Source organism: Sulfitobacter aquimarinus (genome assembly GCF_040149565.1).
Lineage (GTDB): Bacteria > Pseudomonadota > Alphaproteobacteria > Rhodobacterales > Rhodobacteraceae > Sulfitobacter > Sulfitobacter aquimarinus.
In genome coordinates this window covers 118086-139653 of the sequence record NZ_JBEFLO010000006.1, presented here as the reverse complement: position 1 = coordinate 139653, position 21568 = coordinate 118086, and the positions used below count along the sequence as shown (strand labels likewise).

General features: G+C 58.1%; 18 protein-coding genes. 12 read left to right on the top strand and 6 right to left on the bottom strand.

All coding sequences use genetic code 11. The features are described from left to right. Positions 1 to 256: 256 nt before the first annotated feature. Positions 257 to 448, bottom strand: a complete 192-nt coding sequence (locus ABMC88_RS12725; RefSeq protein ID WP_349577272.1) for a ribbon-helix-helix protein, CopG family — start codon at positions 446 to 448, stop codon at positions 257 to 259. 105 nt (positions 449 to 553) lie between these two features. Here ABMC88_RS12725 and ABMC88_RS12720 point away from each other — a divergent pair, with 105 nt between their 5' ends. The 8 genes from ABMC88_RS12720 to ABMC88_RS12690 all read left to right on the top strand — a co-directional run bounded on the left by ABMC88_RS12720 (position 554) and on the right by ABMC88_RS12690 (position 8131). Then, complete coding sequence (locus ABMC88_RS12720; RefSeq protein WP_349577271.1) at positions 554 to 1030, top strand: hypothetical protein; 477 nt, start codon at positions 554 to 556, stop codon at positions 1028 to 1030. Between the two features lie 74 nt (positions 1031 to 1104). Continuing rightward, complete coding sequence (locus tag ABMC88_RS12715) at positions 1105 to 2121, top strand: hypothetical protein (RefSeq protein WP_349577270.1); 1017 nt, start codon at positions 1105 to 1107, stop codon at positions 2119 to 2121. A 44-nt stretch (positions 2122 to 2165) separates the two neighbouring features. After that, positions 2166 to 4394 carry an AAA family ATPase gene (locus ABMC88_RS12710; protein ID WP_349577269.1) on the top strand — a complete coding sequence of 743 codons (2229 nt, stop codon included), beginning with the start codon at positions 2166 to 2168 and terminating at the stop codon, positions 4392 to 4394. Between the two features lie 365 nt (positions 4395 to 4759). Beyond that, the gene (locus ABMC88_RS18540) at positions 4760 to 5077 is read left to right on the top strand and encodes a helix-turn-helix transcriptional regulator (RefSeq protein ID WP_439655600.1); all 318 of its coding nucleotides are present in this window, start codon (positions 4760 to 4762) and stop codon (positions 5075 to 5077) included. After that, complete coding sequence (locus tag ABMC88_RS12705) at positions 4966 to 5520, top strand: hypothetical protein (protein ID WP_349577268.1); 555 nt, start codon at positions 4966 to 4968, stop codon at positions 5518 to 5520. The genes ABMC88_RS18540 and ABMC88_RS12705 overlap by 112 nt, the downstream gene beginning before the upstream one ends. Continuing rightward, positions 5520 to 6032, top strand: a complete 513-nt coding sequence (locus ABMC88_RS12700; protein ID WP_349577267.1) for a tyrosine-type recombinase/integrase — start codon at positions 5520 to 5522, stop codon at positions 6030 to 6032. Before ABMC88_RS12705 ends, ABMC88_RS12700 begins: the two co-directional genes overlap by 1 nt. Positions 6033 to 6265: 233 nt before the next feature. After that, positions 6266 to 6757: a hypothetical protein gene (locus ABMC88_RS12695; RefSeq protein WP_349577266.1), complete on the top strand. Its 492-nt coding sequence runs from the start codon at positions 6266 to 6268 to the stop codon at positions 6755 to 6757. A gap of 117 nt (positions 6758 to 6874) precedes the next feature. Beyond that, the gene (locus ABMC88_RS12690) at positions 6875 to 8131 is read left to right on the top strand and encodes a cation:proton antiporter (RefSeq protein ID WP_349577265.1); all 1257 of its coding nucleotides are present in this window, start codon (positions 6875 to 6877) and stop codon (positions 8129 to 8131) included. 89 nt (positions 8132 to 8220) lie between these two features. Here the strand turns inward: ABMC88_RS12690 and pgi are convergent, their stop codons facing one another. Beyond that, positions 8221 to 9810, bottom strand: a complete 1590-nt coding sequence (gene pgi / locus ABMC88_RS12685) for a glucose-6-phosphate isomerase (protein ID WP_349577264.1) — start codon at positions 9808 to 9810, stop codon at positions 8221 to 8223. A gap of 19 nt (positions 9811 to 9829) precedes the next feature. Then, positions 9830 to 11296, bottom strand: a complete 1467-nt coding sequence (gene zwf, locus ABMC88_RS12680; RefSeq protein ID WP_349577263.1) for a glucose-6-phosphate dehydrogenase — start codon at positions 11294 to 11296, stop codon at positions 9830 to 9832. A gap of 234 nt (positions 11297 to 11530) precedes the next feature. Here zwf and ABMC88_RS12675 point away from each other — a divergent pair, with 234 nt between their 5' ends. Continuing rightward, on the top strand, positions 11531 to 12478 hold the full coding sequence (locus ABMC88_RS12675; RefSeq protein ID WP_349577262.1) for a radical SAM protein: 948 nt from the start codon (positions 11531 to 11533) through the stop codon (positions 12476 to 12478). Positions 12479 to 12495: 17 nt separating this feature from the next. Here ABMC88_RS12675 and ABMC88_RS12670 read toward each other — a convergent pair whose 3' ends face one another. Continuing rightward, positions 12496 to 13563, bottom strand: coding sequence for a DUF2855 family protein (locus ABMC88_RS12670; RefSeq protein WP_349577261.1), 1068 nt, complete (start codon positions 13561 to 13563; stop codon positions 12496 to 12498). 188 nt (positions 13564 to 13751) lie between these two features. Between ABMC88_RS12670 and gyrA the strand changes: the two genes are divergently transcribed. The 3 genes from gyrA to ABMC88_RS12655 all read left to right on the top strand — a co-directional run bounded on the left by gyrA (position 13752) and on the right by ABMC88_RS12655 (position 18817). Next, positions 13752 to 16508 carry a DNA gyrase subunit A gene (gene gyrA / locus ABMC88_RS12665; RefSeq protein ID WP_349577260.1) on the top strand — a complete coding sequence of 919 codons (2757 nt, stop codon included), beginning with the start codon at positions 13752 to 13754 and terminating at the stop codon, positions 16506 to 16508. 631 nt (positions 16509 to 17139) lie between these two features. Continuing rightward, positions 17140 to 17490: a DUF6614 family protein gene (locus tag ABMC88_RS12660; protein WP_349577344.1), complete on the top strand. Its 351-nt coding sequence runs from the start codon at positions 17140 to 17142 to the stop codon at positions 17488 to 17490. A gap of 472 nt (positions 17491 to 17962) precedes the next feature. Beyond that, a complete protein-coding gene (locus tag ABMC88_RS12655; protein WP_349577259.1) occupies positions 17963 to 18817 on the top strand; it encodes a hypothetical protein in 855 nt (284 codons plus the stop codon). An 81-nt stretch (positions 18818 to 18898) separates the two neighbouring features. Here ABMC88_RS12655 and ABMC88_RS12650 read toward each other — a convergent pair whose 3' ends face one another. Together ABMC88_RS12650 and ctaA are read right to left on the bottom strand one after the other, a co-directional pair. After that, on the bottom strand, positions 18899 to 20374 hold the full coding sequence (locus ABMC88_RS12650; protein WP_349577258.1) for a carboxypeptidase M32: 1476 nt from the start codon (positions 20372 to 20374) through the stop codon (positions 18899 to 18901). Continuing rightward, positions 20371 to 21522 (bottom strand): heme A synthase, encoded by a 1152-nt coding sequence (ctaA, locus tag ABMC88_RS12645; RefSeq protein ID WP_349577257.1) that lies wholly within the window; start codon positions 21520 to 21522, stop codon positions 20371 to 20373. The genes ABMC88_RS12650 and ctaA overlap by 4 nt, the downstream gene beginning before the upstream one ends. Between the last annotated feature and the right edge of the window lie 46 nt (positions 21523 to 21568).

Genomic DNA, 21568 nt, shown 5'->3' with positions numbered 1-21568 from the left:
GCCTCCTGAGCAGGTCAACCGCGGTTCAGCAGGGTCATCCTGGCAGAATGTCCGCTTCCGCGATTTGACAGTTATAACAGATAAGGTCTGCTCTCCGCCCACCTTACCGAATGCTGATTGCTTAAGGTTATAAAGTTTGCAACTGCAGCGAATGGCGAAAGATCCCTCATAGGCGGCGGGGTACGCCGAAGACCTCCTTCTGATCAATAATTATCCGTCGGTCAGAAGCCACTTCTTATGAGCCACAATAACTCGATCACTCAACCTTCTTCGGGCTCTCTTCAGCATGCCGGTCTAACCAATCATCAATCATCCTCCGGATCATCTCCGGTCTGCTGGGCAGATCATCCTCTGATTTGCGAGCGGCATCTATCGCTTCAATGGTCTCGACCAGCAGTCTAACAGTGACTTGCTCGGTATTTTTTGATGGACGGCCAATTTTTTTCATAACACCAGTTGACTTTTTAAATTTATAAAGTTATAAATAATGTGTGAGAGACGGAGGTGCAACTCCCTCTCCCACACTCATCACCACGATCCTTAGGAGATCATCATGACTATCCACACGATTACCACGCCCGGAGCGCATTCCGCCACCCCCTCCCCGTTTTCTCTCAAAGCTTTCGAAGAGGTGCTGCTTCACATGGAGCGCACCATCGAGCTTGATCAGAACGTGAAGCACATGCCGCATCACGACTACTATGCTGTCGAGAGCGCGGGTGAAGCAACGGCTGACGCTTGGGTTGCGACCGAAGCGTCGGCCTTTGCGTTTTTGCGAGCGCATGCAGGTGCCACTGCTGTTCCCGTGCTTGTCGAGACGGTGAAAGACCTTGTATCGCTGCTCGACATCGAGACAGGCGACCACCCCACGCTGAGTGAGACGATGGAAGCTGCAATGACCCGTCGCGCATCTGCGTCCCGTGGCACGAACCTGCGCAATCTGTTGGACCGGGCGCTTCCTCTGTTGTTCGGCATCGCGTCTATGCAGGCCGCGTTTTTCGAGCGTGATCACTGCCAGCAAGTCGCTTGATCCCACTCTATCGGACCGCGCTACGCGCGGTCCGGCCCGTCCCTCTGTCACATAACATATAGGAGCGCCTCATCATGATGCTGCCCCCCGTCACCCCTATGCCTGCAGAGCACACAACCACCAACGCCGCACTGTTTCCTGACCATGTCCGGCTTTCACGCTCCGCGACCCCGACTTACGCCCCTTTCGTCGGAACAGTCCCTGCAAAATGGCGGAAGGCCGCGCGCAAAAAGGGCTTCACCATCGTTGGTCGCGTCAAAGACCGACTGCATGTTGCACTGCTCTGCCATGAGTGCGGTTGCACCCATGCAAAACGGGTCAATGTCGTTCTCGGGCATAGCCCCGAATGCCCCCATTGCATCAAACACCAGCGCATCGAGCATGCACGAACTGTAGGTGCAGTTCTTTTGGGGCGTGACCCTAAGCACCGCCATTATGGGTTTTACCAGCTCTCGTGTGGGCATCAGGTGCGGCGTCAATTTCACCGTGTAAAACGCGCGGCTGACGGAGGGCATGCTCTCGGCTGTGAGACATGCCGCGAAGAGCGCTATCGCGCGCAGGCGCAAAAATACGGCTGGACCCTGTTGGGACCCGCCTCCAACGGTAAATCAGGATATCGCAGCTATCGGCACACTTGCGGCCAGACGCAGAATATCATGGTCGGCAACATGCTCTGGAACGATTGCGCATGTTCAGGCTGCAGCCTCGGCAGAACGGCGCAGCCTTCTCACATCTATCTTTTTCGGATTGATCTTCCCGGACAAACCGTCCTCAAGCTCGGCTATAGCGCGCGTCCAGCAAAGCGCCTCCGGCACCAGCTGGGCATTGACAAATCCATCACCACGGAGGTGCTGCGTGTCGTGAACTTTCCAACCGGACACGAGGCCCGGGCCGAGGAAGAACGCGCTCACAGAACGTTGGCCACGCAGTTTCCGGACAAGGTTGTGGCCAAGTCAGAGTATGGCGACGCCATCAACATCACGCGCGAAATCTATCGGCCCGAGGCCGCCTCAATCATCCACCGCCTCCTCGACGAGATCGAAACGCGCTTTCCCGACACCAACAGTCAGGTTCCAGACATCGCTGCCTGATCTTTCTTCTATCCCCTTATTCATTGAACAAAAGGAGCATGCCAATGCCCGACCATTCCACCGTTCGCGACAGCGCAACTCCCGCCTTCACCCTCGAGCTTACGCAGGATGTCCTCCGGCGCATCTATGTCGAGAGTCATCGGCGGGCCAACACCCCTGTCCGGTTTGCACCTTCGAAGCACCCATTCGATGATGACACTGACGACGACTTGATGGATTTTCCGGACACGCCCGAGGACGTCCCCACCCAGCCCTCATACCAGGCCACAGCCGCGGACAATCTCCGTCCAGAAGAGATCGTTGAGGTGCAGGCGAGCGGCATTGATCCATATGCCACGGCAGCCGATGGCACTACCCGTCTCCGGCAGGCAAAGCTGCCACTGACCCGTTTGATCTTTGCCGCACGCTTTGCAGCAATCTTCAATACGCCAGAGATGGCACAGTCCCTTGCCTCCCCTCAAGCTGTGACACTGCTGGCAATTCCCGACGATGCAGAGCGCGAGCTCTTCTTCAATATGTTCCCAGACATCTTGGAACAAACCGCACAGGCCCTTGATGATGCAGGCATCCACTTACATGGCATCGCCGTTGCGGAGTTTCCGAATGTTCAGGCCGCGTCAAGCAGTCGTGGTCGCAAAGACTACAACGACAAGGTTGACCGGCTTATCGCCGAAGGCAAAAGCGTGATCGTTGTCGCCAGAACGCGCGATGATCTGCCGCCCAGCGGTAAGTTGCTCTGCACCCGCACCGTGACCCTCCCTCGGATCACGAGTGATATGATCCTCGAAATCTTGCGGCAGACCCACTCCGTCACTGGAAAATTGTCAGAGGACACCATTCGTGACCGCCTCCCCAATGATCTGGCGCTCCAAGGCCTGCCTATGCCACTGTTCAAATCTGCGTTTTCAGAGCAGACGACACTGTTGGTTGCAGCGCGCCTTCGCGCTTTGACCAGTCGCCTTGACACAGGCAAAGGTAAAAGCGACCCGACTTTAGATGCAATCCATCTTCCGCCCCGCGCGCAGCACGACATGAAGCATCTCCTTGGCGATGTTACACAGTGGCGGGCGGGCCATTTGCCGTGGTCGGAAGTGACGTCGTCTGTGCTCCTCTACGGACCTCCCGGAACCGGCAAAACACTTCTTGCACAAGCCTTCGCTGGCTCCGCGGGCATTCCACTCATCGCCACCAGCTACGGCATCTGCCAAAAAGCCGGTCATCAGGGGGACTTTCTGCGGACGTTGTCCGAGAGCGTGGAAAAGGCGATCGCATGTGCCCCCTGCGTTTTCTTCATCGATGAGCTGGACTCATTTTCCAAACGTTCCGTCTCCCACCGCAACTCCGGCTATGTTGCCGCCATCGTCAACGCCCTGCTTGAGCACCTGACCAAGCTCAATGACACTGCGGGTGTCATCGTTCTGGGAGCAACAAATCTGCCAGAGAACGTGGACCCTGCAATCATCCGCCCAGGGCGCTTTGATCGGCATACGGAGCTGGAGAACCCAAACCGCGCAGGCATCAAACGGATCTTCGAGATTGAGTTGGGCGCAAATGCTCAGGATCTCGATCTCGCAACTGTCGCCGACCGTCTTCTTGGTATGTCAGGCGCGCAGGTCGCGGCCGTCGTCCGCGACGCACGGGGACAGGCGCGTCATGCCAAAACGACACTTGGCAACCAGCACCTCAGAGCCGCTGTCGATCACGTCGCACCAGAGGGCCGGCAGGAAGATATCCACCGCATCGCGATCCACGAGGCCGGCCATGCCGTGGTAGCACACATTCTTGGCCTGCCCCTGCCCGACATGGTGCGCATCACGGCCCGTGGTGGGGCCTACCTCGGCAAAATGCCTTTCGCCGCAACGAAGAAAGTCGTCTGTGACCAGATCGCCGTTACACTCGCGGGCAGAGCCGCCGAAGCTATACTTCTCGGCTCAGTCTCAAACGGCGCAGAAAACGACTTGGAGCAGGCGACCGAGCTTGCGTTCAAAGCGAGATATTCATGGGGTCTTTACGGGAGCAACCTGCTCTCCCTCAGCTCCGTAAAGCTCACTCAACTGGATCCCCTTGCCCCCCTCGGATCAGTCGTGAATTCGGATATTAAAGGACACTATCTGCGTGTGAAGGAGATCGTTGAGGACAACGCAAACCTGATCAAGCATGTCGCAAACATGCTTCTGGAACAGCGTGAAATGGATGGGCAAGCTCTGAAAGGGGCCCTTAGCAACCACCTCACTATAGCCGAAAGACAACCAGCATCAGCTGCAACTGGTTAAGCTAAGGCTTAGGAGGCTACCGTGTCAGCAGACGGGTTCATTCCAGCATTTCGAAGGTCACGAATGAACCCGCTATTGAGCCTCGTATATCTCGGCCAGATTGTTTTATGCGGCGATACAGGCTTTGCCCAAAATACCCGAAATATTATTTCTCATATAAATTACAATTAGTTACCAAGCGCTCATAAATAGCCTTTTCGGCCGTTTATTGGAACAACATTGCGATTTTTCTCGGTAGGTTCCGCGCCACTGAGTATGTTGAATTCCGAGATCTGGGGGGATCACCGCCAACCAAAACAAGAAACCAGAAACACAATGGCAACAAAAGTAAACGTAGGTCACCCAACTCCCAAGACCATTGCGGGATGCCTGAGCCTTGCTGCATCCCAGCGAGGGGCGGACGGCTAATGAATCGCCTTTTATCTCCTCAGGAGGCTGCGGACAGGTTGGGTATTTGCACCAAGACCCTGCGTGAGTGCCGCTCGCTGGGCCTCAAATGCGTGCGCGTGACACGCAACGCCATCAAATACCGATCAGATCACATCGAGGACTACATAAAGGACCGTACTGAATGCCATTCAGAACAAAGAAAACCCGCGTCTATCAATACGACATCATCGTCAAAGGTTATCGCTTTCGAGGATCTTGTGGCACCGAAGACTATGAAGAAGCGAAAGCCGTAGAGGCCCAAATTAGAGCAGATGCAAAGGCTCGAAGAACGGCTGGTGGTTCGTATACTCTGGCAGAAGTACTTGGCACCTATCACAGGGACAAGATGATCGGTACGCCCTCGGAAAGTACCAACGCAGGCCAATGTCGCGCAATCCTAAAACATATGGATGGAAAACAGAAAATCGAGCTGATGACAGATGCAGATATCCTGACTTACGTCGCCAAAGACCGGACGACCTGCAAAAACGCGACTGTGAACCGTCGTTTGCAAATGTTGGGACGCGCAATCCGCCATATCGGCAAATTTTACAAAGCCGAAATTCCGACACTCGAACTGAAAGCTGCCGAAACAAAAGAACCGCGCGAAATTGTGCGTGAACTATCTCTTGATGAGCAGGAAAGACTTTTCATGCCTTGCCTCAGGAGTATCACCCACTCGTCAGCTTTGCACTGATGACAGGCGCGCGGGTTGCTACTATCACAAATTTGCGCTGGTCCGACATCGACCTCGTAAACGGTGAAATGACGTTTCGACTCAAAGGGGACGAGTTGATGACATTTCCGATCAACCGAGAGGTAGCTGCACTCCTTTCCGCTCTGCCCCGCTCGACTGTCTTGCGCTACCGCGGGCATGTTTTCACCCGCCTGAATAAGCAAACCTTGAATCGCCAACCGATTGACCCGCACGGCGGCATTATGCCTACCGCATTCCGCAAAGCTCTATTTGATGCTGGGGTTGAGGATTTTCGGTTTCATGATCTAAGACACACTTTCGCTACCCGACTGCTTCGTAAGACGCAGAACATAAAGCTTGTGTCAAAGCTACTTGGCCATTCCAGCATCGAGACGACAACCAAATACGCCCATGTCTTGGTCGATGATCTGCGCGATGCTTTGGACGGATATTCAGTGCTTGGAGATGGCCCGAAAGTTACCGCTCCCCAGAATAAACCCCAGAGCAGATAATTAATAACTACAAAAACAATAGGTTAAACTCTAACCCCCAATGCTTCCCAAGCTTTAGTTACGAGTTCGATTCTCGTTACCCGCTCCAGCAAACACCCTAGTTAGATGAAATTAGCTAGATGTGTGTTCAAGAGACCTCATTTCCTTTGAAGACGTAATTAGACACTCCTTATACGGGTATTTTCAGGTAACATTGAAAGGCATTTCAACTTCACCCGGAAGGAATAAGTTACATGAAATTTTTTGCTTGCCTGTTATCGACTTCATTACTCCTCTTCGTGGGGCAACAACTCCACGCAGAACAAGCAATCGTGCTTGACCAGCCTGACGCGCCGATCTCCATTTCAAGATACGTTAATCGATACAAAACCCCTGCACGCGTGGGCGATGGTACGGTGATGCATAGTGTAGATGTGAAAAACGTATCAAACCAAAACATTGATGCTTTTGGGGTCGGGTTCTACATCTTTGATTCATTTAATCGGGACATGGGCCGTCCCTTCATTGGCTATTCCATGACACCCATTACCTCTAATTCAGACGGTAGTGCACGCTTTGAACAACGCCCCCGTTCGGCATTCTTATTCGAAAGAAATGGCCAGGGTATTTCATACATTGCAATTGTGCGATTGGCCGACGGCTCTATCTGGAAGGCTGACAATGACAACATCGCAAGACAGATTGAGGACTTCGAACTCTTGATAACGGGCGATGCGGTGGACTGACCAGCCCATTAGGCAAAAGACCAAACCCGCGCTGATGAATTGGTGCAGCTTACCTGCATCATTGCGCCGCCCCGCGCATCATGCGACCAACATATACCTGTATGTTGGAGCGTGCCCATGAGTTTTCTACAAATCACCTCACTTTTGATCGTCCTTGCGGGTGCGTTCGGGGCGATCAACCATTTGTTTTTACGCCTGCCTGCGGCGATCGGTATCCTTGTGGTGTCGTTGCTGGCCTCATTCGGGTTGCTGGGGCTTGATATGGTGCTGCCTGATTTGGGCATCGCCGATACGGTCCGCGGGATCGTCAACGGCATCGATTTCTCCGAAGCTTTGCTGGAAGGCATGTTGGGGCTTTTGCTGTTTGCGGGCGCCTTGCATGTGAAGCTGGCTGATTTGCGGGCACAGTGGCGGGTGGTGTTTTTGATGGCCACGCTGGGGATCGGGCTGTCCACTGTGATCGTGGGTGTCGGCTTTTCCTGGATCACGGGGATGCCTTTGATGGTAGCGCTGGTGTTCGGGGCGCTGATCTCTCCTACTGATCCTGTTGCGGTGTTGGGGGTGTTGCGTCAGGCGGAGCTGCCCAAGACGCTGGAGACGCAGATCGCGGGTGAGAGCCTGTTCAACGACGGCGTCGGCTATGTGGTGTTTTTGGTGCTTGTGGGATTGGCCTTTCCGCTGGGCGACGCCCATGGCGCGCACGGTGATCCGTTGACGGGGGCTGCGATACTTTTCTTTCAGGAAGCCATTGGCGGGGCGGTTCTGGGGATCGTGCTGGGCTGGCTCACCTTCCGCGTGATGCGGCGGATTGATGATTACCCGCTGGAAGTGCTTCTGACGCTGGGCTTGGCCTTCGGCGGCTACGAGCTGGCCGTCTGGCTGCATGTCTCGGCGCCGATTATGGCGGTCTGTGCGGGGTTGCTGATTGGCGATGTGGGCACGGCCAAGGGGATGTCAGAGCAGACGCGGACCTATGTTGCGGGCTTTTGGGAATTGATTGACGAGATTTTGAACGCGGTGCTGTTTCTGCTCATCGGGTTCGAGGTCTTTGCGATTGCGTTTAACGATGATGTATTGCTGACCGCAGCGGCCGCGATTGCACTGGCCTTGGTGGCGCGGTTTGTGGCGGTCTATGTGCCGATCACCTTGCTACGCCCTTTCCGAAGTTTCAATGCGGGGGTTGTGCCGATCATGACATGGGGCGGGTTGAAGGGCGGAATTTCGGTCGCCCTTGCCCTGTCGCTGCCTGAGGGCGAGTGGAAGCCGCTGATTTTGACCTGTACCTATGTCGTGGTGATTTTCTCGATCATCGTGCAGGGATTGACCGTGGCGCGGTTGGCGGGACGGGTTGGGCGGACGCCTGATTTGTTGTGATGTGTTTGGGGCTGGCCTGTTGAGGGGGCCAGCCCCCATTGGCCTTGGGCCAATCCTTCCGGAGGAATTAAGGCCAGCGAAAATAGGGCCTAGTCGCGGTGTTGGTGGATGTAGCTGACCAATGCGGCGGTTGAGGGGTCTTGGTTGCTTGGGTCTTCTGTGCCCTCGACGACAGGTTGCAGCGATGTCGCGAGTTCTTTGCCAAGCTCCACCCCCCATTGGTCAAACGATATGATGTCGAGGATAATGCCTTCGACAAAAACGCGGTGTTCATAAAGCGCGATGATCTGGCCCAAGGTGAAGGGGTCGAGTTTGGGGTAAAGCAAGGTTGTTGACGGGCGATTGCCGGGAAAGACGCGGTGGCGGGCCTGACGGTCAAGCTCTGCTCCGGTGAAGCCTTTGGCGGCGGCGATTTCGCGGGCCGCGTCAAGCGAGCGGCCTTTCATCAGGGCTTGGGACTGGGCGAGGCAATTGGCGACCAGCAGCTGGTGATGGTGGGCGAGGTCAGGCTCGTGACCATTTGCGGCAAGCAGAAATTCGCAGGGAATGACGCGGGTGCCTTGGTGGATGAGCTGGTAAAAGGCGTGCTGGCCGTTGGTGCCTGCGGCGCCCCAGACCACGGGGCCTGTATGGCGCAGGCTGTTTGCGCCGCTGCGCTGCACACCTTTGCCGTTTGATTCCATCTCCAGCTGTTGCAGATAGCTGGGCAGCATACCAAGGCGTTCGTCATAGGGCAGCACGGCGCGGGTGGCATGATCGCAGATCTGGTTGTGCCAGATGCCCGTCAGGGCCAGCAGAACGGGCAGGTTTTCATGCACTTCAGCCGCACAAAAGTGGCGATCCATGTCTTGGGCACCGCGCAGGAAAGCGTCAAAGGCTTGCGGCCCTATGGCGATCATCAGCGACAGGCCAATCGGACCCCAGACAGAGTAGCGCCCGCCGACCCAGTCCTCGAACCCGAAAACGCGGGACGCGTCGATGCCGAAGTCTGCGGTTTTATCCTCTGACGTGCTGAGCGCTGCGAACTGGCGCGTAGGGTCGCCTCCGTGCTCGCGCATCCATGCCCGTGCGGTGCGGGCGTTTGTCATTGTCTCGATCGTGGTGAAGGTTTTGGAGGCGACGATCACCAGCGTTGTCTTTGCATCAAGGCCGCGCAATTTGTCCGAGATGTCAGCGCCATCGACATTCGAGACGAAGTGGCAGCGCGGACCGTCGTGGTAGGGGCTGAGCGCCTGTACCGCCATAGCCGGCCCCAGATCAGAGCCACCGATGCCGATGTTGACCACGTCGGTGTAGCCCGCGCTGCGGACATCATGGGCAAAATTACGCATTCTGGCCAGTGTGGCCAGCACTTCGGGCATGACATCGACGCCGTCGACCATCACCGGACCACCATCCAGATTGCGCAGGGCGGTGTGCAGGACGGCACGGTCTTCGGTCTCGTTTATGCGGGCACCGCTGAACATGGCGTCACGGCGCCCCGCCACATCGGAGTCGCGGGCAAGTGCCAGCAGCGTGTCGCGGGTGGCACTGTCGATGTTGGTCTTCGAGTAATCGAACACCATGTCCCCTGCCCGTGCGGTAAAATCAGCCGCGCGGTCCGACCCGTCGAACAATTCAGTGATCGCGCGGTCCTTGGTGGCGTCATACTGCTGGGCGAGTGTGGTCCAATGGGTCATTGTGATCTGCCAGTTTGCGTTAAGTTACAGGGCGCCATGCGCGGCCTTCGCGGCGCAAAAGCTCGGTCGCGTCGGTGGGGCCGTCGCTGCCAAAGTCATAGGGTTTCGGCACGTCATTGCGCGCTTGCCAGCCTTCGATGATAGGATCGGTCCATGCCCACGCCGCCTCGACCTCGTCGCCGCGCATGAACAGGGTCTGGTTGCCGCGGATCACATCCATGATCAAACGCTCGTAGGCGTCGACCTGCTCGACCTCGTCTTCCTTCAGCGCCTCGGCAAAGGACATGTCCAGCGGCACGTCGATCAGGCGCATGCCCCCGGGGCCTGGTTCTTTGATGGTCACGCCGAGGGTGATGCCCTCATCGGGTTGCAGGCGGATCGACAGGACATTGCGGTGGCGGCCTGCGTCCTCGCCGAAAATGCTGTGGGGCGTGTCTTTGAACACCACTGTGATCTCGGAAGCGCGGGCAGCAAGGCATTTGCCAGTGCGCAGGTAGAACGGCGTGCCCGCCCACCGCCAATTGCTGATCTCGGCCCGCAGCGCCACAAAGGATTCCGTGCGCGAGCGCGGGTTGTCCACCGCAGTGCGATATCCGGGGTTCGCGGCCTCGTTGCATGGCTCTGCCTGATATTGCCCGCGCACGATGTGGTGGCTGGCCACGGGATCAAGCGCGCGAATGACCTTGAGCTTTTCATCGCGCACTGCATCGGGGGAAAACCGCGCAGGCGGCTCCATCGCGATGAGGCACAAGAGCTGCATCAGGTGGTTTTGCACCATGTCGCGCATCGCGCCCGACTTGTCGTAGTATTCGCCCCTGCCCCCGACACCTACAGTCTCGGCCACGGTGATCTGGATGTGGTCGACATACTGGCTATTCCACAGCGGCTCGAACAACATATTCCCAAAGCGGACCGCCATGAGGTTCTGCACCGTTTCTTTCCCAAGGTAATGATCGATGCGGTAAATCTGGTCTTCGTTGAAATAGGTCGCCAGCGTTGCGTTCAGCGCCTTAGCCGTCGCCAGATCGCGGCCAAAGGGTTTTTCAACCACAATGCGCGCATCCACATCCGCCATGCCCCATTTTTGCAACCGCTCAGCGATGTCGCCAAAAAGCGCGGGTGCGACCGAGAAATAATATGCTTCTACCCGCGTGGTGCCTGCCATCATGGCTTGCAGTTCTTTCCAGCCCTGATCGCCGCGTGCATCAATGGTGACGTATTCAAGCTGTGCCAGAAACCCGTCAAGCTGTTCGTCGCTATGCGCACTGTCGCCGCCAAATTCCGCAATCGCCTCGCGGATCATCTGGCGATAGCCCTGCGCATCCAGGTCACTGCGTGCCGCACCGATTATACGCGCTTCTTGCGGCATCTGCTCTGCGCAATAGCGTCGGAACAGGCCCGGCAAAATCTTGCGCCGGGCCAGATCGCCAGTGCCGCCGAAGATGACCAGATCAAACAGATCAACGGGAATGACGCGTGAAACCATGATATGATCCTTCTTCAACCAGCGCCCGACCAGCGCGACATGCGGTATGCGACTGCCCGCAGTTAGATAGCGATGCGCCCGTCGTGTCGAGCGCCCCTCAAAATGTTAGCGCAAACATACTCGATAATATTATCTTCACAAGAGCGTGGTGAGATTGAAATCCACTTTTCTTGCGGCGAAGGATGGCTTAGCCCTTCTGAAAAGAGCGGTGGTTCAAGCGAAAAGGTGTATGCGGTGAAAGACAGTGTTGTAGCCAATGAGGGCAAATTCAGCAATCCGGCAACCACCGCCAAGGGGGAGCCGCGCGCGACTGTCGCGCTCAGCAATCCGCAGACGCTGTGGTTCAATACAGGCACCTTGTGCAATATCGAATGCGTGAATTGCTATATCCTCAGCAGCCCGACTAATGATGCATTGGTCTATATCACAGCGGATGAGGTGTCGGACTATCTTGACCAGCTTGAGACCCGCAACTGGGGCGTGCGCGAGATCGCCTTTACCGGCGGTGAGCCGTTTATGAACCCGCAGATGATCGAAATCACCGAGGCGTCCTTGGCCCGCGGCTACGAGGTGCTGATCCTGACCAACGCCATGCTGCCGATGATGCGCAAAAAGATGCGCGAAGGGTTGCTGCGGTTGCAAGCCGCCTACCCTGACAAGTTGACGCTGCGGATTTCCGTCGATCACTACCGCGCCGATCTGCATGACGCAGAACGCGGCAAAGGCGCGTTGGACAAAACGATCACAGGAATGAAATGGCTGTCGGAGAACGGGTTCCGCATGGCCGTGGCCGGACGCTCGGTGTTTGAGGACAGCGACGCGGACAGCCGCGCAGGCTATGGCGCGTTCTTTGCCGAACACGGGTTCGACATCGACGCCTATGACCCTGCGATGACCGTGCTGTTTCCGGAAATGGACGAAACCGTAGAAGTGCCCGAAATTACAACCGCTTGCTGGGGGATCCTCGACAAATCGCCCGATGCGATCATGTGCGCCTCGTCGCGGATGGTGGTCAAACGGCGCGGCGCGGACAAGCCCGCCGTGCTGGCCTGCACCTTGCTGCCCTATTCGCCCGAATTCGAGTTGGGCGAGACGCTGGAGGAAGCCGAGCGCGATGTCGCGCTCAACCACCCCCATTGCGCCAAGTTCTGTGTGCTGGGCGGGGCAAGCTGTTCAGCCTAAGCGCCGCCCACAAAGCCTTATTTCAAATCAATAATATGACCTTCGCGGGGGTTGGCACTGCCATCCGCCAGCGCGCCATAGACTGCTGCCGCCTCGCCGATCCCGTCGTGGACTTTGACGTCCAGCCAGCTGCCCGCATCTGCGGCAAGCCGCTTCCACGCGGCGGTGATCTGTTTCTCGATCACACCCGGCCCCCATTCGCCGCGCCGTTTTTCGATCTGCGCGGGCGCAAAGAAGAACTCGGGCTTCACGCCCTCCACTTTGCTTTGGGGCGCGAACTGGTCCCAATGGCTGATCCCCACGGCAGAGGAATGTTTAAGCGCGTCTCCCAAGGTGCTGTGAACATTGGCTTTCACCTCGGCGTTGCCAGACATATCCACGTAGACAGAGGGCTGCACGGGCAGCTCTGAGACCGCATCATAGGTCAACACCGTATCGCAGGCCCCCAAACCTTCGACAAAGGCACGGTTTCGCTCGGACGTGAGGCCGACGATCTTGTAGGTGCGGTCCTCTTTCTCGGCCAGATATTTGCACAGGCCAAGGCCCGTTTTGGACGAGGCAGAGCCGATGATGATCTGGTCCGCGCCAAAGCAGTCATTGTCCATCAGCCAATCAAACAACAGATATGACGTGGCCAGCAGCGGTTGCAGCAAGGCCCGCATGTGATCGTCAGCGGCCGCGCCCGCCCGCACGGGCGTATACCGGTTATAGACGGGCGGCAGTTTGGCACGGTGATCGACAGCGTCCACAAAGCCGCCATGGCCATCTGCCGCTGGGGTAATGACCAATTCCTCAGCCAGCGGATAAAAACCGTAGAGCCGCGTGCCAACGCTCAGCTCGGGGCTGTCGCTTTCGACCACTTGCGCCGTGCCCCAGACGGGCACCAGCCCCTGCCCCTCAATCCCTGTGGGAAAGAAATGCCAATAGCCGATGGCAAAGCCTGATGCCGCATAGGTCACGTTATTGGCCGTCAGCGCAAAGCTGTCGATCTTCAGCCGCGCCTGCCCCGCCTCCAGCGCTGCGGGGGCGACATCCTCCAGCTGCGTTTTAGTGATAGTCTTGTGATCGGTGAGCAAGCGTTGCATATGCGCGGTCCTTTAAGTTCGGTATCGGGTCACCCTACCGCGCAGAACGCCTTTGGGCAGTGTAACGTGACGTCAGAGCGCCGCCGCACAAGATGCTGCATGGGGCGCAATATGATTGCACCTTATATAGCCTTCGCGCTATAGATGGTGGCAGCATACAAGACACATCAGCCAAGCTGGGACAGACTTTGACCGACACGCCGGAAACACCCGAGAACGAAGACGAAAACCGCGCTGAGCGCCCCGTGTATGAGGGGCCATCTGTGACCATCGAACACGAGATGCGCACCAGCTATCTTGACTATGCGATGTCGGTGATTGTCTCGCGTGCGATCCCCGATCTGCGCGATGGTCTGAAACCCGTGCACCGCCGCATTCTGTTCGCCATGCACGAGACGGGCAATACCGCCGACAAATCCTACCGCAAATCCGCCCGTCCCGTGGGCGATGTGATGGGCCAGTACCACCCCCACGGCGATAGCGCGATTTATGACGCGCTGGTGCGTATGGCGCAGGATTTCTCGATGTCGCTGCCATTGCTCGACGGGCAAGGCAACTTTGGCTCGATGGACGGCGATAACGCCGCGGCCATGCGCTATACCGAGGTGCGGATGGACAAGCCCGCCGCCTTCCTTTTGGCTGACATCGACAAAGACACCGTTGATTTCCAAGACAATTATGACGGCAAACAGCAAGAGCCAAGCGTTCTGCCCGCCCGTTTCCCGAACATGCTGGTCAATGGTGCGGGCGGTATTGCCGTCGGCATGGCGACCAACATCCCGCCGCACAACCTTGGTGAAGTGATCGACGCCTGTCTTGCGCTTATTGAAGAGCCTGACCTGACCTCCGAGCAATTGATCGACTATGTCCCCGGTCCCGATTTCCCGACGGGTGGCATCATGCTGGGCCGCTCTGGCGCGCGCAAAGCATACCTTGAGGGGCGCGGCTCGGTCATTGTGCGCTCAAAGACGCGGATTGAGGAAATCCGCAAGGACCGCTGGGCCATTGTCATCGACGAAATCCCCTATCAGGTGAACAAAGCCTCGATGATCGAAAAAATCGCCGAGGCCGCCCGCGACAAGAAGATCGAAGGCATCGCCCACGTGCAGGACGAATCCGACCGCAACGGCGTGCGGGTTGTGGTTGAGCTGAAGCGCGACGCAACGGCCGAGGTGGTGATGAACCAGCTCTTCCGCTTTACGCCAATGCAGACCTATTTCGGCTGTAACATGCTGGCGCTGAACGGTGGCCGCCCAGAGACGCTGACCCTGCGCCGCTTCCTGACCTCTTTCCTCGACTTCCGCGAGGATGTCGTGGCCCGCCGCACGGCCTATCTGCTGCGCAAAGCACGCGAGCGTAGCCACATCCTGTGCGGTCTGGCAGTGGCCGTCACCAACATCGACGAGATTGTCGCCACCATCCGCGCCTCTGCCGATGCCGCCGAAGCGCGTGAAAAACTGATGACCCGCCGCTGGCCAGCGGAGAGCATCCTCGAATATATCGCGCTGATCGACGACCCCACGCATACCGCCAATGACGACGGCACCTATAACCTGAGTGAGACCCAAGCGCGCGCCATTCTGGAACTGCGCCTGCAACGCCTGACTCAGATCGGCGTGAAAGAAGTAACGGACGAGCTGGAAGAACTGGCCAAGAAGATCAAGGAATACCTGGAAATTCTCGGCTCGCGCGATCGTATCATGGGCATCATCCGCGACGAGCTCGCCGAGGTAAAAGAGCTATTCGCCATCCCCCGCCGCACCGAGATTGTCGACTGGTCCGGTGACATGGACGACGAAGACCTGATCGAGCGCGAGGATATGGTCGTGACCGTCACCTCAGGCGGTTATATCAAACGCACGCCGCTCGCCGATTTCCGCAGCCAGCGGCGCGGCGGCAAGGGCGTGTCGGGCATGGCGACCAAAGAAGAGGATGTGGTTACCACGCTCTTCGTGGCCAACACCCACACGCAACTGCTTTTCTTTACGACCGACGGCATGGTTTACAAGCTCAAGACATGGCGTCTGCCGCAGGGGGGACGGACCTCCAAGGGCAAGGCGATTGTCAACATTCTGCCGATCCCTGCCGGCGTTTCCATCGCCGCTATTATGCCCGTTGATCGGGATGAGAAAGAATGGGACGACTTGCAGGTTGTATTCGCCACCTCGGCAGGCACCGTGCGGCGCAACAAGCTGTCCGATTTCACCAACGTCATGCGCAACGGCAAGATCGCGATGAAGTTCGAGGACGAGCATGAGGGCACAACCCTGATCAACGCCCGCATCGCCAGCCATGACGATGATGTCATGCTGACCACCAATTCGGGCCGCGCCATCCGCTTCCGTGCCACGGACGTGCGGGTGTTCAACAGCCGCAATTCGGTTGGTGTACGCGGGATCAAACTGGGTAACGATGACAAGGTCGTCTCCATGTCGATCATCCGCCACTTCGACGCCTCCTCCGAGGAACGCACAGCCTACCTCAAAATGCGCCGCGCAATGGCGGGTCTGGCTGACGATGCCGAGGCGGACGAAGAAGACGCGCCAGCCGATCCGAACTTCTCGAACGACCGCTACGTCGAGATGTCGGCCGCCGAGAACCTGATCCTCACGATTACCGCAGGCGGCGCAGGCAAGCTCAGCTCCAGCCACGACTACCCGCTGCGCGGACGTGGTGGCCAAGGCGTGGCAGCATGGACCAAAGGCATGCCACTCGGCGATATCGTCGCCTCCTTCCCCGTCGAAATGGACGACCAGATCATGCTTGCCACCTCCAAGGGCCAGTCGATCCGCGTTCCGGTTGAGGGGATCTCCTTCCGCTCACGCTCGGCTGGTGGTGTGAAAGTGTTCAACACCGGCAAGAATGAGGAAGTCGTGTCAGTCGCATGGATCGCGGATCAAGGCGATGAGGATGAAGGGGATAGCGGCGCGGCAGGGTCAGAATAGGCTGGGCAATCGAGAAGCACAAAGTAGCAGACGAATGCTTGATGTCTTGCGCTAACCCCACGGCACATCCTGAAGCCAGATCATGCGCTAGGGTATCCGCAAATGCACGACGCTTTTACGGATACCTTTCCGGGCTATGGCGATTTTTCGGCTGACACATTCTGTGTCGGCATGGAAGAAACTGGAGGCACCAGTCTCGACGCAGTGCGGGCCCGCATTGAGACATGGGCAGCCCGAGGCAGACACATCCTCGAGGATAGCGCCGCTTATCACAGCGCAATCGGCGCTCACGACTTGATGACCGCCCCTATCAATAAGGCACAGCGGGGCGCGGGATTGGCTCATGCGGGCGCATCTCAAATCCCGAGGTATGCAAAACGACGTAGCGATGTCAGAACAGTTGCAAGGAACCACATGGCTCCGCCACGGGTGCACGACCTGCGCAATAGAGCTGTTGCCTCATCCCGCGCGCTTGGCCCCTGACCTGCGCAGGATAACCCCGCTTAAGTGGTGCGCATGGGTATGCGCCATCGAAGGGTTCACATCACAGTCTGGAAGTTTTCCAAGGCAGGCTTAACCCTTGTGTAACTCCTTTCGGGTCATTCTGCGTCAGGCATTTCGCGAGGACATGATGAACCTGTACCACTGCATGATCGATCTGAAACAGGACGCAAAGGCGCTTGGATTTTCTGCCGCGCTGGACAACTGGATGACCCATCTACAGGATCAGGGCGCCATCGGGAACTGGCGGTTGCTGCGGCGCAAGCTCAACCTCGCGTCGGATCGGCACACTGATTTCCTGCTGGAGGTCGAGGTGGCTGACATGGCGCAACTGGATCAGGCCTTTCGCCTGACAGGGGGCCACGGTGAGGAGGTTGAACGCCTGCACCGCGCCGTGCACGACCTGATCGCGCAAAGCCACATCGGGCTCTACCGCCCCTTCCCCGACCCCGAGCGATCAGAGCGTATGGCGCTGATCTAAGGGCCTGTCCTGCCCGGTTTCTTCGGGCAGGTATGTGTTCGGCGCCCATAGCAATTGACTGGACATTCGGCCTTACGGTGAGCCGCAGCGGTTGCCAAAACATCGTTGCCACAAATTAAATCAGGTCCAGCGTCCATTATGGGGACCAAGCTGCCGTTCCCGAGGGCTGTGCAAAGGCGGCTTTGGAAAAGTTTTCGTGATAAAGAAGGCTGTGGTTCGACCAATTTGCCCTTAAGATGCATGGATCAGACAACGGGAAGTCGTGAGGAACACCATGTTTATATTCATTTTCGTTGGATTTTGTCTCGGCTTTTTCCTGTCCTTACGTTTTGTCTGACGGCCACAGCGGGCGCTGATCTGGGGTGCGGTTCTGGGTGTTGTGCCTCTTGCGCTGATGTTCGGGCCGGGTGGTGCGCCTGTTCACGGCATCGGTTCGCCGCTAAACTTCGCTTTCTTCGCGTTGGGTCCGCTTATGCTGATCCCGTTTTTGGCCAGCGGCGCAGCGCTTGGCGTGGCAGGCGCGGCGGCTGTGCTGTGGACCGGGAAAGGGCGTGCACATTGGGTCGGTCTGGTATTGGGGGCCGTGATCATCGGGATGGTCGCCGTGCTGACCCTGTTGCCTGTCGCGCAGCGTGAGATGACCAAGCGCCAACTTACCAATAACCGTGGTGCCCGTGGCGACGCTATCATCCGTGCGGATTTCGAGGGCACGCTGGCAGGACATCAAGTGGCCTTTCCAGCCAGTCCACGCCTGCATCTGTCAGACGATTGCGCTCCGGGTATTCACGGTGGGCTCTTTGGGTGTTCGACCAATCTAGCCAATCCCGTAACCCTCCTAACCAGGCCAGATGAAACGCTTCTTCATGAACGCAGTGATCCTATTGGTTTTCGCACCATCAGTGTCGCAGCGGTGGAGCCGGATTGCACATTGGGAAATTTTTGCCTGACACAGGAGAAAATTGACCGATGGTGCGACGAAATTCGCCCTGACGAAGCAGCTGGTATCTGGTGTCGCGACGGGCCGCCGATGCGATTTTCTTTGCGGACCACTGTGACGCAGAACCCTTCGTATCGCGATGAACCGGAACTGGCCGTGCGTTTCACGAAGACGCCGCTCGGCCGCGGGCAAATCGCTTGTTTCTACAGTCCTGATATGACCGAAACGGACAGGCAAGGCGCAAGCTGCACACTAACCTTCGACATAGCAGATGGGGTCAAGGCGTCTTTGTCATTGCGCCGAACACAGATCACATCCGATGATCCGGCGCTGAGCGAAACGATCAAACTGATACCCGAGTATTGGGCGGCGTTGGCGGCAGGCCAATAGCAATCCTTCGCTCCATCAGCAGCAATCAAGCCCCCGATTGACAATCACCTTTACCTCAACGCGCACCTTGGCCGCCCAGACTCAAATCCCGTAAATCGCGCTGAACTTCTCAGTCAGATAGCCCAGCAAAGGCCCCTCGCTTGGCGCTTGTCCCGAGGCACGTTCAATCACGTCGCGCGGGGCATAAAGCCCACCGTGGGTTTGCACATGCGTGCCCAGCCAATCGGTCGCAGGCGATGTGTCGCCTTTGGCAAGGGAGGCATCCAGATCGGGGAGCGCTGCGCGCATCGCTTCATTCAGGCAGCCCGCATAGACGTTGCCCAATGAGTAGGTCGGGAAGTAGCCAAACAGGCCCACAGACCAATGCACATCTTGCAGCACCCCGTTTGACGGCTTGTCGACGGCGTAGCCGAAGTCCGCCTCGAAACGGTCGTTCCACGCGGCCTCAAGATCGCTGACTTGCAGATCGCCCGACATCAGCGCCCGCTCCAGATCGAACCGCAGCAGGACGTGGAGGTTATATTGCAGCTCGTCCGCTTCGGTGCGGATATAGCCGTCGTTCACGCGGTTCACAGCGCCATAGAAGGCGTCTTCATCCGCAATCCCGAAATCGCCGAAGGCGTCTTTCATCTGGCCGAACAGCCAGCCGGTGAAGGCGCGGCTGCGGCCGATCTGGTTTTCGTAGATGCGGCTTTGGCTTTCGTGCACGCCCATGCTGACCCCGCGCCCCAAGGGCGTCAGCAAATAGGCAGTGTCGATATTTTGCTCGTACGCAGCGTGGCCGACCTCGTGGATGGTGGAGTAAAAGCAGTTGAAGGGATCGGCCTCATTCGTGCGGGTGGTGATGCGCACGTCGAGGCCGGAACCGCTTGAGAAAGGATGCACCGCCTTGTCCACACGCCCCCGCGCCATGTCATAACCGAAGGCGCGTGCCAGTTGCCGCGTCAGCTTCATCTGCGCGCCTTCGTCAAAGGTGCCTTCCAGCTTGGCCGGTGCTTGCGCCTCGCGCACGGCCGCCCGCAATTCGGACAACACGGGGCGCATCGCGCCGAACATCGCCTCCAGATCCGCACCCGTGGTGCCGGGCTCGTAGTCCTCCAGCATTGCGTCATAGACATCGCCGCCCGCAGCGAGTGCCTGCCCCTCTTCGCGTTTGAGCATGATGACCTCGGCCAAGGTCGGTGCGAAGGCTTTGAAATCATCGGCGGCCCGCGCCTCGGCCCAGATGCCTTGGGCGGCTGAGGTCAGCTTCGCGAGCTTTGTCGCGAGGGCTGCTGGCACCTTGCTGGTCCGCTCGAAACTGCGGCGGATCTCGCGGACTTGGGCGGCGGCCACAGGGTCCAAAGTGCCCGCGTCAATCGCGGCAAGCCAATCGGCCACACGCGGGTCGGTGCGGCGCGCATGCAGCATGCTTTCCATCGCGGCCATTTCCTCGGCCCGTTGGGGGGCGGCGCCGCGGGGCATCATGGTTTCCTGATCCCAGCCCAAGCGGCCTGCCACCTGCCCCAGTGCCTGCGTCTGTTTGGTGAATTCCATCAGGTCATCATATGCGGTCATGCGGTGGCTCCTCTGAGCGATGTTGCAACGGGGTAAAGCGACAGGTGACGTGCGCGCAAGATCAGGACCCAGCACAGCACCGCCAGCCCTTGGTGCATCAGGGCGACGGGCAAGACGGCCTCGTAAAGGACGGTTGTAACGCCCAGCACGATTTGCAGGCTGATTGCAGCAAAGGCGGCGTTAAAGGCAAATTGCGTCTTGGGATGGGCCGATGTGCGCCCGCGCAGCCAGACGACGACTGCAAAGGCAAACAGCACATAGCCCGTCATGCGGTGGATAAACTGCACCAGACCGGGGTTTTCGATGAAATTGGTCCAGAACGGCTCCAACACAAAGGCCTGAGGCGGGAAAAACCGCCCCGCCATTAGCGGCCAGTCGGTATAGGTACGGCCCGCGTCGATGCCTGCAACCAGCGCGCCGATGAGGATTTGCAAGAAGGTAAAATGCAGCAATCCGGTGCTGAGACCATAAAGCTTGCTCTCTTTGGCGCGGCGGGCCTGCATCAGGTCCCGCTCGGGGCGGCCAAGGCTGAGCGCGTACCATGTGATAAAGCCAAGGATGACAAAAGCCAGCCCCAGATGCGTCGCAAGACGGGTCGAGACAACATCGGTTGTGGCCGTGCCGGAGGTCACGCCCGAGGACACCATCCACCAGCCAATCGTCCCCTGAAGCCCGCCGAGCCCCCCCAGCAGCAGCAACCGCGGGGTCCAGCCCGTGGGGATTTGTTTGCGGATGAAGAACCACATAAAGCCGATAAACCAGACCAGCCCGATCACGCGGCCCAGTTGGCGGTGGCCCCACTCCCACCAGTAGATCACTTTGAAATCCCCCAGCGTCATCCAGCTGTTTTGCAAGCGAAACTCGTCAATCTCTTGGTACTTCGCAAATTCCAACGCCCAGTCGGCCGCATTCAGCGGTGGCAGCGCACCCGTCAGGGGCCGCCATTCGGTGATGCTCAGCCCGCTGTCGGTCAGCCGCGTGGCCCCGCCCACGAGGATCATCACGAACACCAGCGCAAACAGCACAAACAGCCATGCGCGGATCGCCAAGCGGGCGCCACCACGCCCTGCGTCGATCACACCCGTTGCGGCGACAGGTTTGGGCGTATCCGCACCCACTTCCTCGAATAATTTGCGTTTCGTGGCCATGGTTTTCTCCATCATTGCTCAAGGCTCAGAGGTAGTCGCTTCGCCG

What these genes read in the sequence shown, in the direction of transcription:
- ABMC88_RS12725 (WP_349577272.1), bottom strand. Translation starts at nt 448, where the DNA reads ATGAAAAAAATTGGCCGTCCATCAAAAAATACCGAGCAAGTCACTGTT.
- ABMC88_RS12720 (WP_349577271.1), top strand. Translation starts at nt 554, where the DNA reads ATGACTATCCACACGATTACCACGCCCGGAGCGCATTCCGCCACCCCC.
- ABMC88_RS12715 (WP_349577270.1), top strand. Translation starts at nt 1,105, where the DNA reads ATGATGCTGCCCCCCGTCACCCCTATGCCTGCAGAGCACACAACCACC.
- ABMC88_RS12710 (WP_349577269.1), top strand. Translation starts at nt 2,166, where the DNA reads ATGCCCGACCATTCCACCGTTCGCGACAGCGCAACTCCCGCCTTCACC.
- ABMC88_RS18540 (WP_439655600.1), top strand. Translation starts at nt 4,760, where the DNA reads ATGCCTGAGCCTTGCTGCATCCCAGCGAGGGGCGGACGGCTAATGAAT.
- ABMC88_RS12705 (WP_349577268.1), top strand. Translation starts at nt 4,966, where the DNA reads ATGCCATTCAGAACAAAGAAAACCCGCGTCTATCAATACGACATCATC.
- ABMC88_RS12700 (WP_349577267.1), top strand. Translation starts at nt 5,520, where the DNA reads ATGACAGGCGCGCGGGTTGCTACTATCACAAATTTGCGCTGGTCCGAC.
- ABMC88_RS12695 (WP_349577266.1), top strand. Translation starts at nt 6,266, where the DNA reads ATGAAATTTTTTGCTTGCCTGTTATCGACTTCATTACTCCTCTTCGTG.
- ABMC88_RS12690 (WP_349577265.1), top strand. Translation starts at nt 6,875, where the DNA reads ATGAGTTTTCTACAAATCACCTCACTTTTGATCGTCCTTGCGGGTGCG.
- pgi (WP_349577264.1), bottom strand. Translation starts at nt 9,810, where the DNA reads ATGACCCATTGGACCACACTCGCCCAGCAGTATGACGCCACCAAGGAC.
- zwf (WP_349577263.1), bottom strand. Translation starts at nt 11,296, where the DNA reads ATGGTTTCACGCGTCATTCCCGTTGATCTGTTTGATCTGGTCATCTTC.
- ABMC88_RS12670 (WP_349577261.1), bottom strand. Translation starts at nt 13,563, where the DNA reads ATGCAACGCTTGCTCACCGATCACAAGACTATCACTAAAACGCAGCTG.
- ABMC88_RS12660 (WP_349577344.1), top strand. Translation starts at nt 17,140, where the DNA reads ATGAACCTGTACCACTGCATGATCGATCTGAAACAGGACGCAAAGGCG.
- ABMC88_RS12655 (WP_349577259.1), top strand. Translation starts at nt 17,963, where the DNA reads ATGCTGATCCCGTTTTTGGCCAGCGGCGCAGCGCTTGGCGTGGCAGGC.
- ABMC88_RS12650 (WP_349577258.1), bottom strand. Translation starts at nt 20,374, where the DNA reads ATGACCGCATATGATGACCTGATGGAATTCACCAAACAGACGCAGGCA.
- ctaA (WP_349577257.1), bottom strand. Translation starts at nt 21,522, where the DNA reads ATGGCCACGAAACGCAAATTATTCGAGGAAGTGGGTGCGGATACGCCC.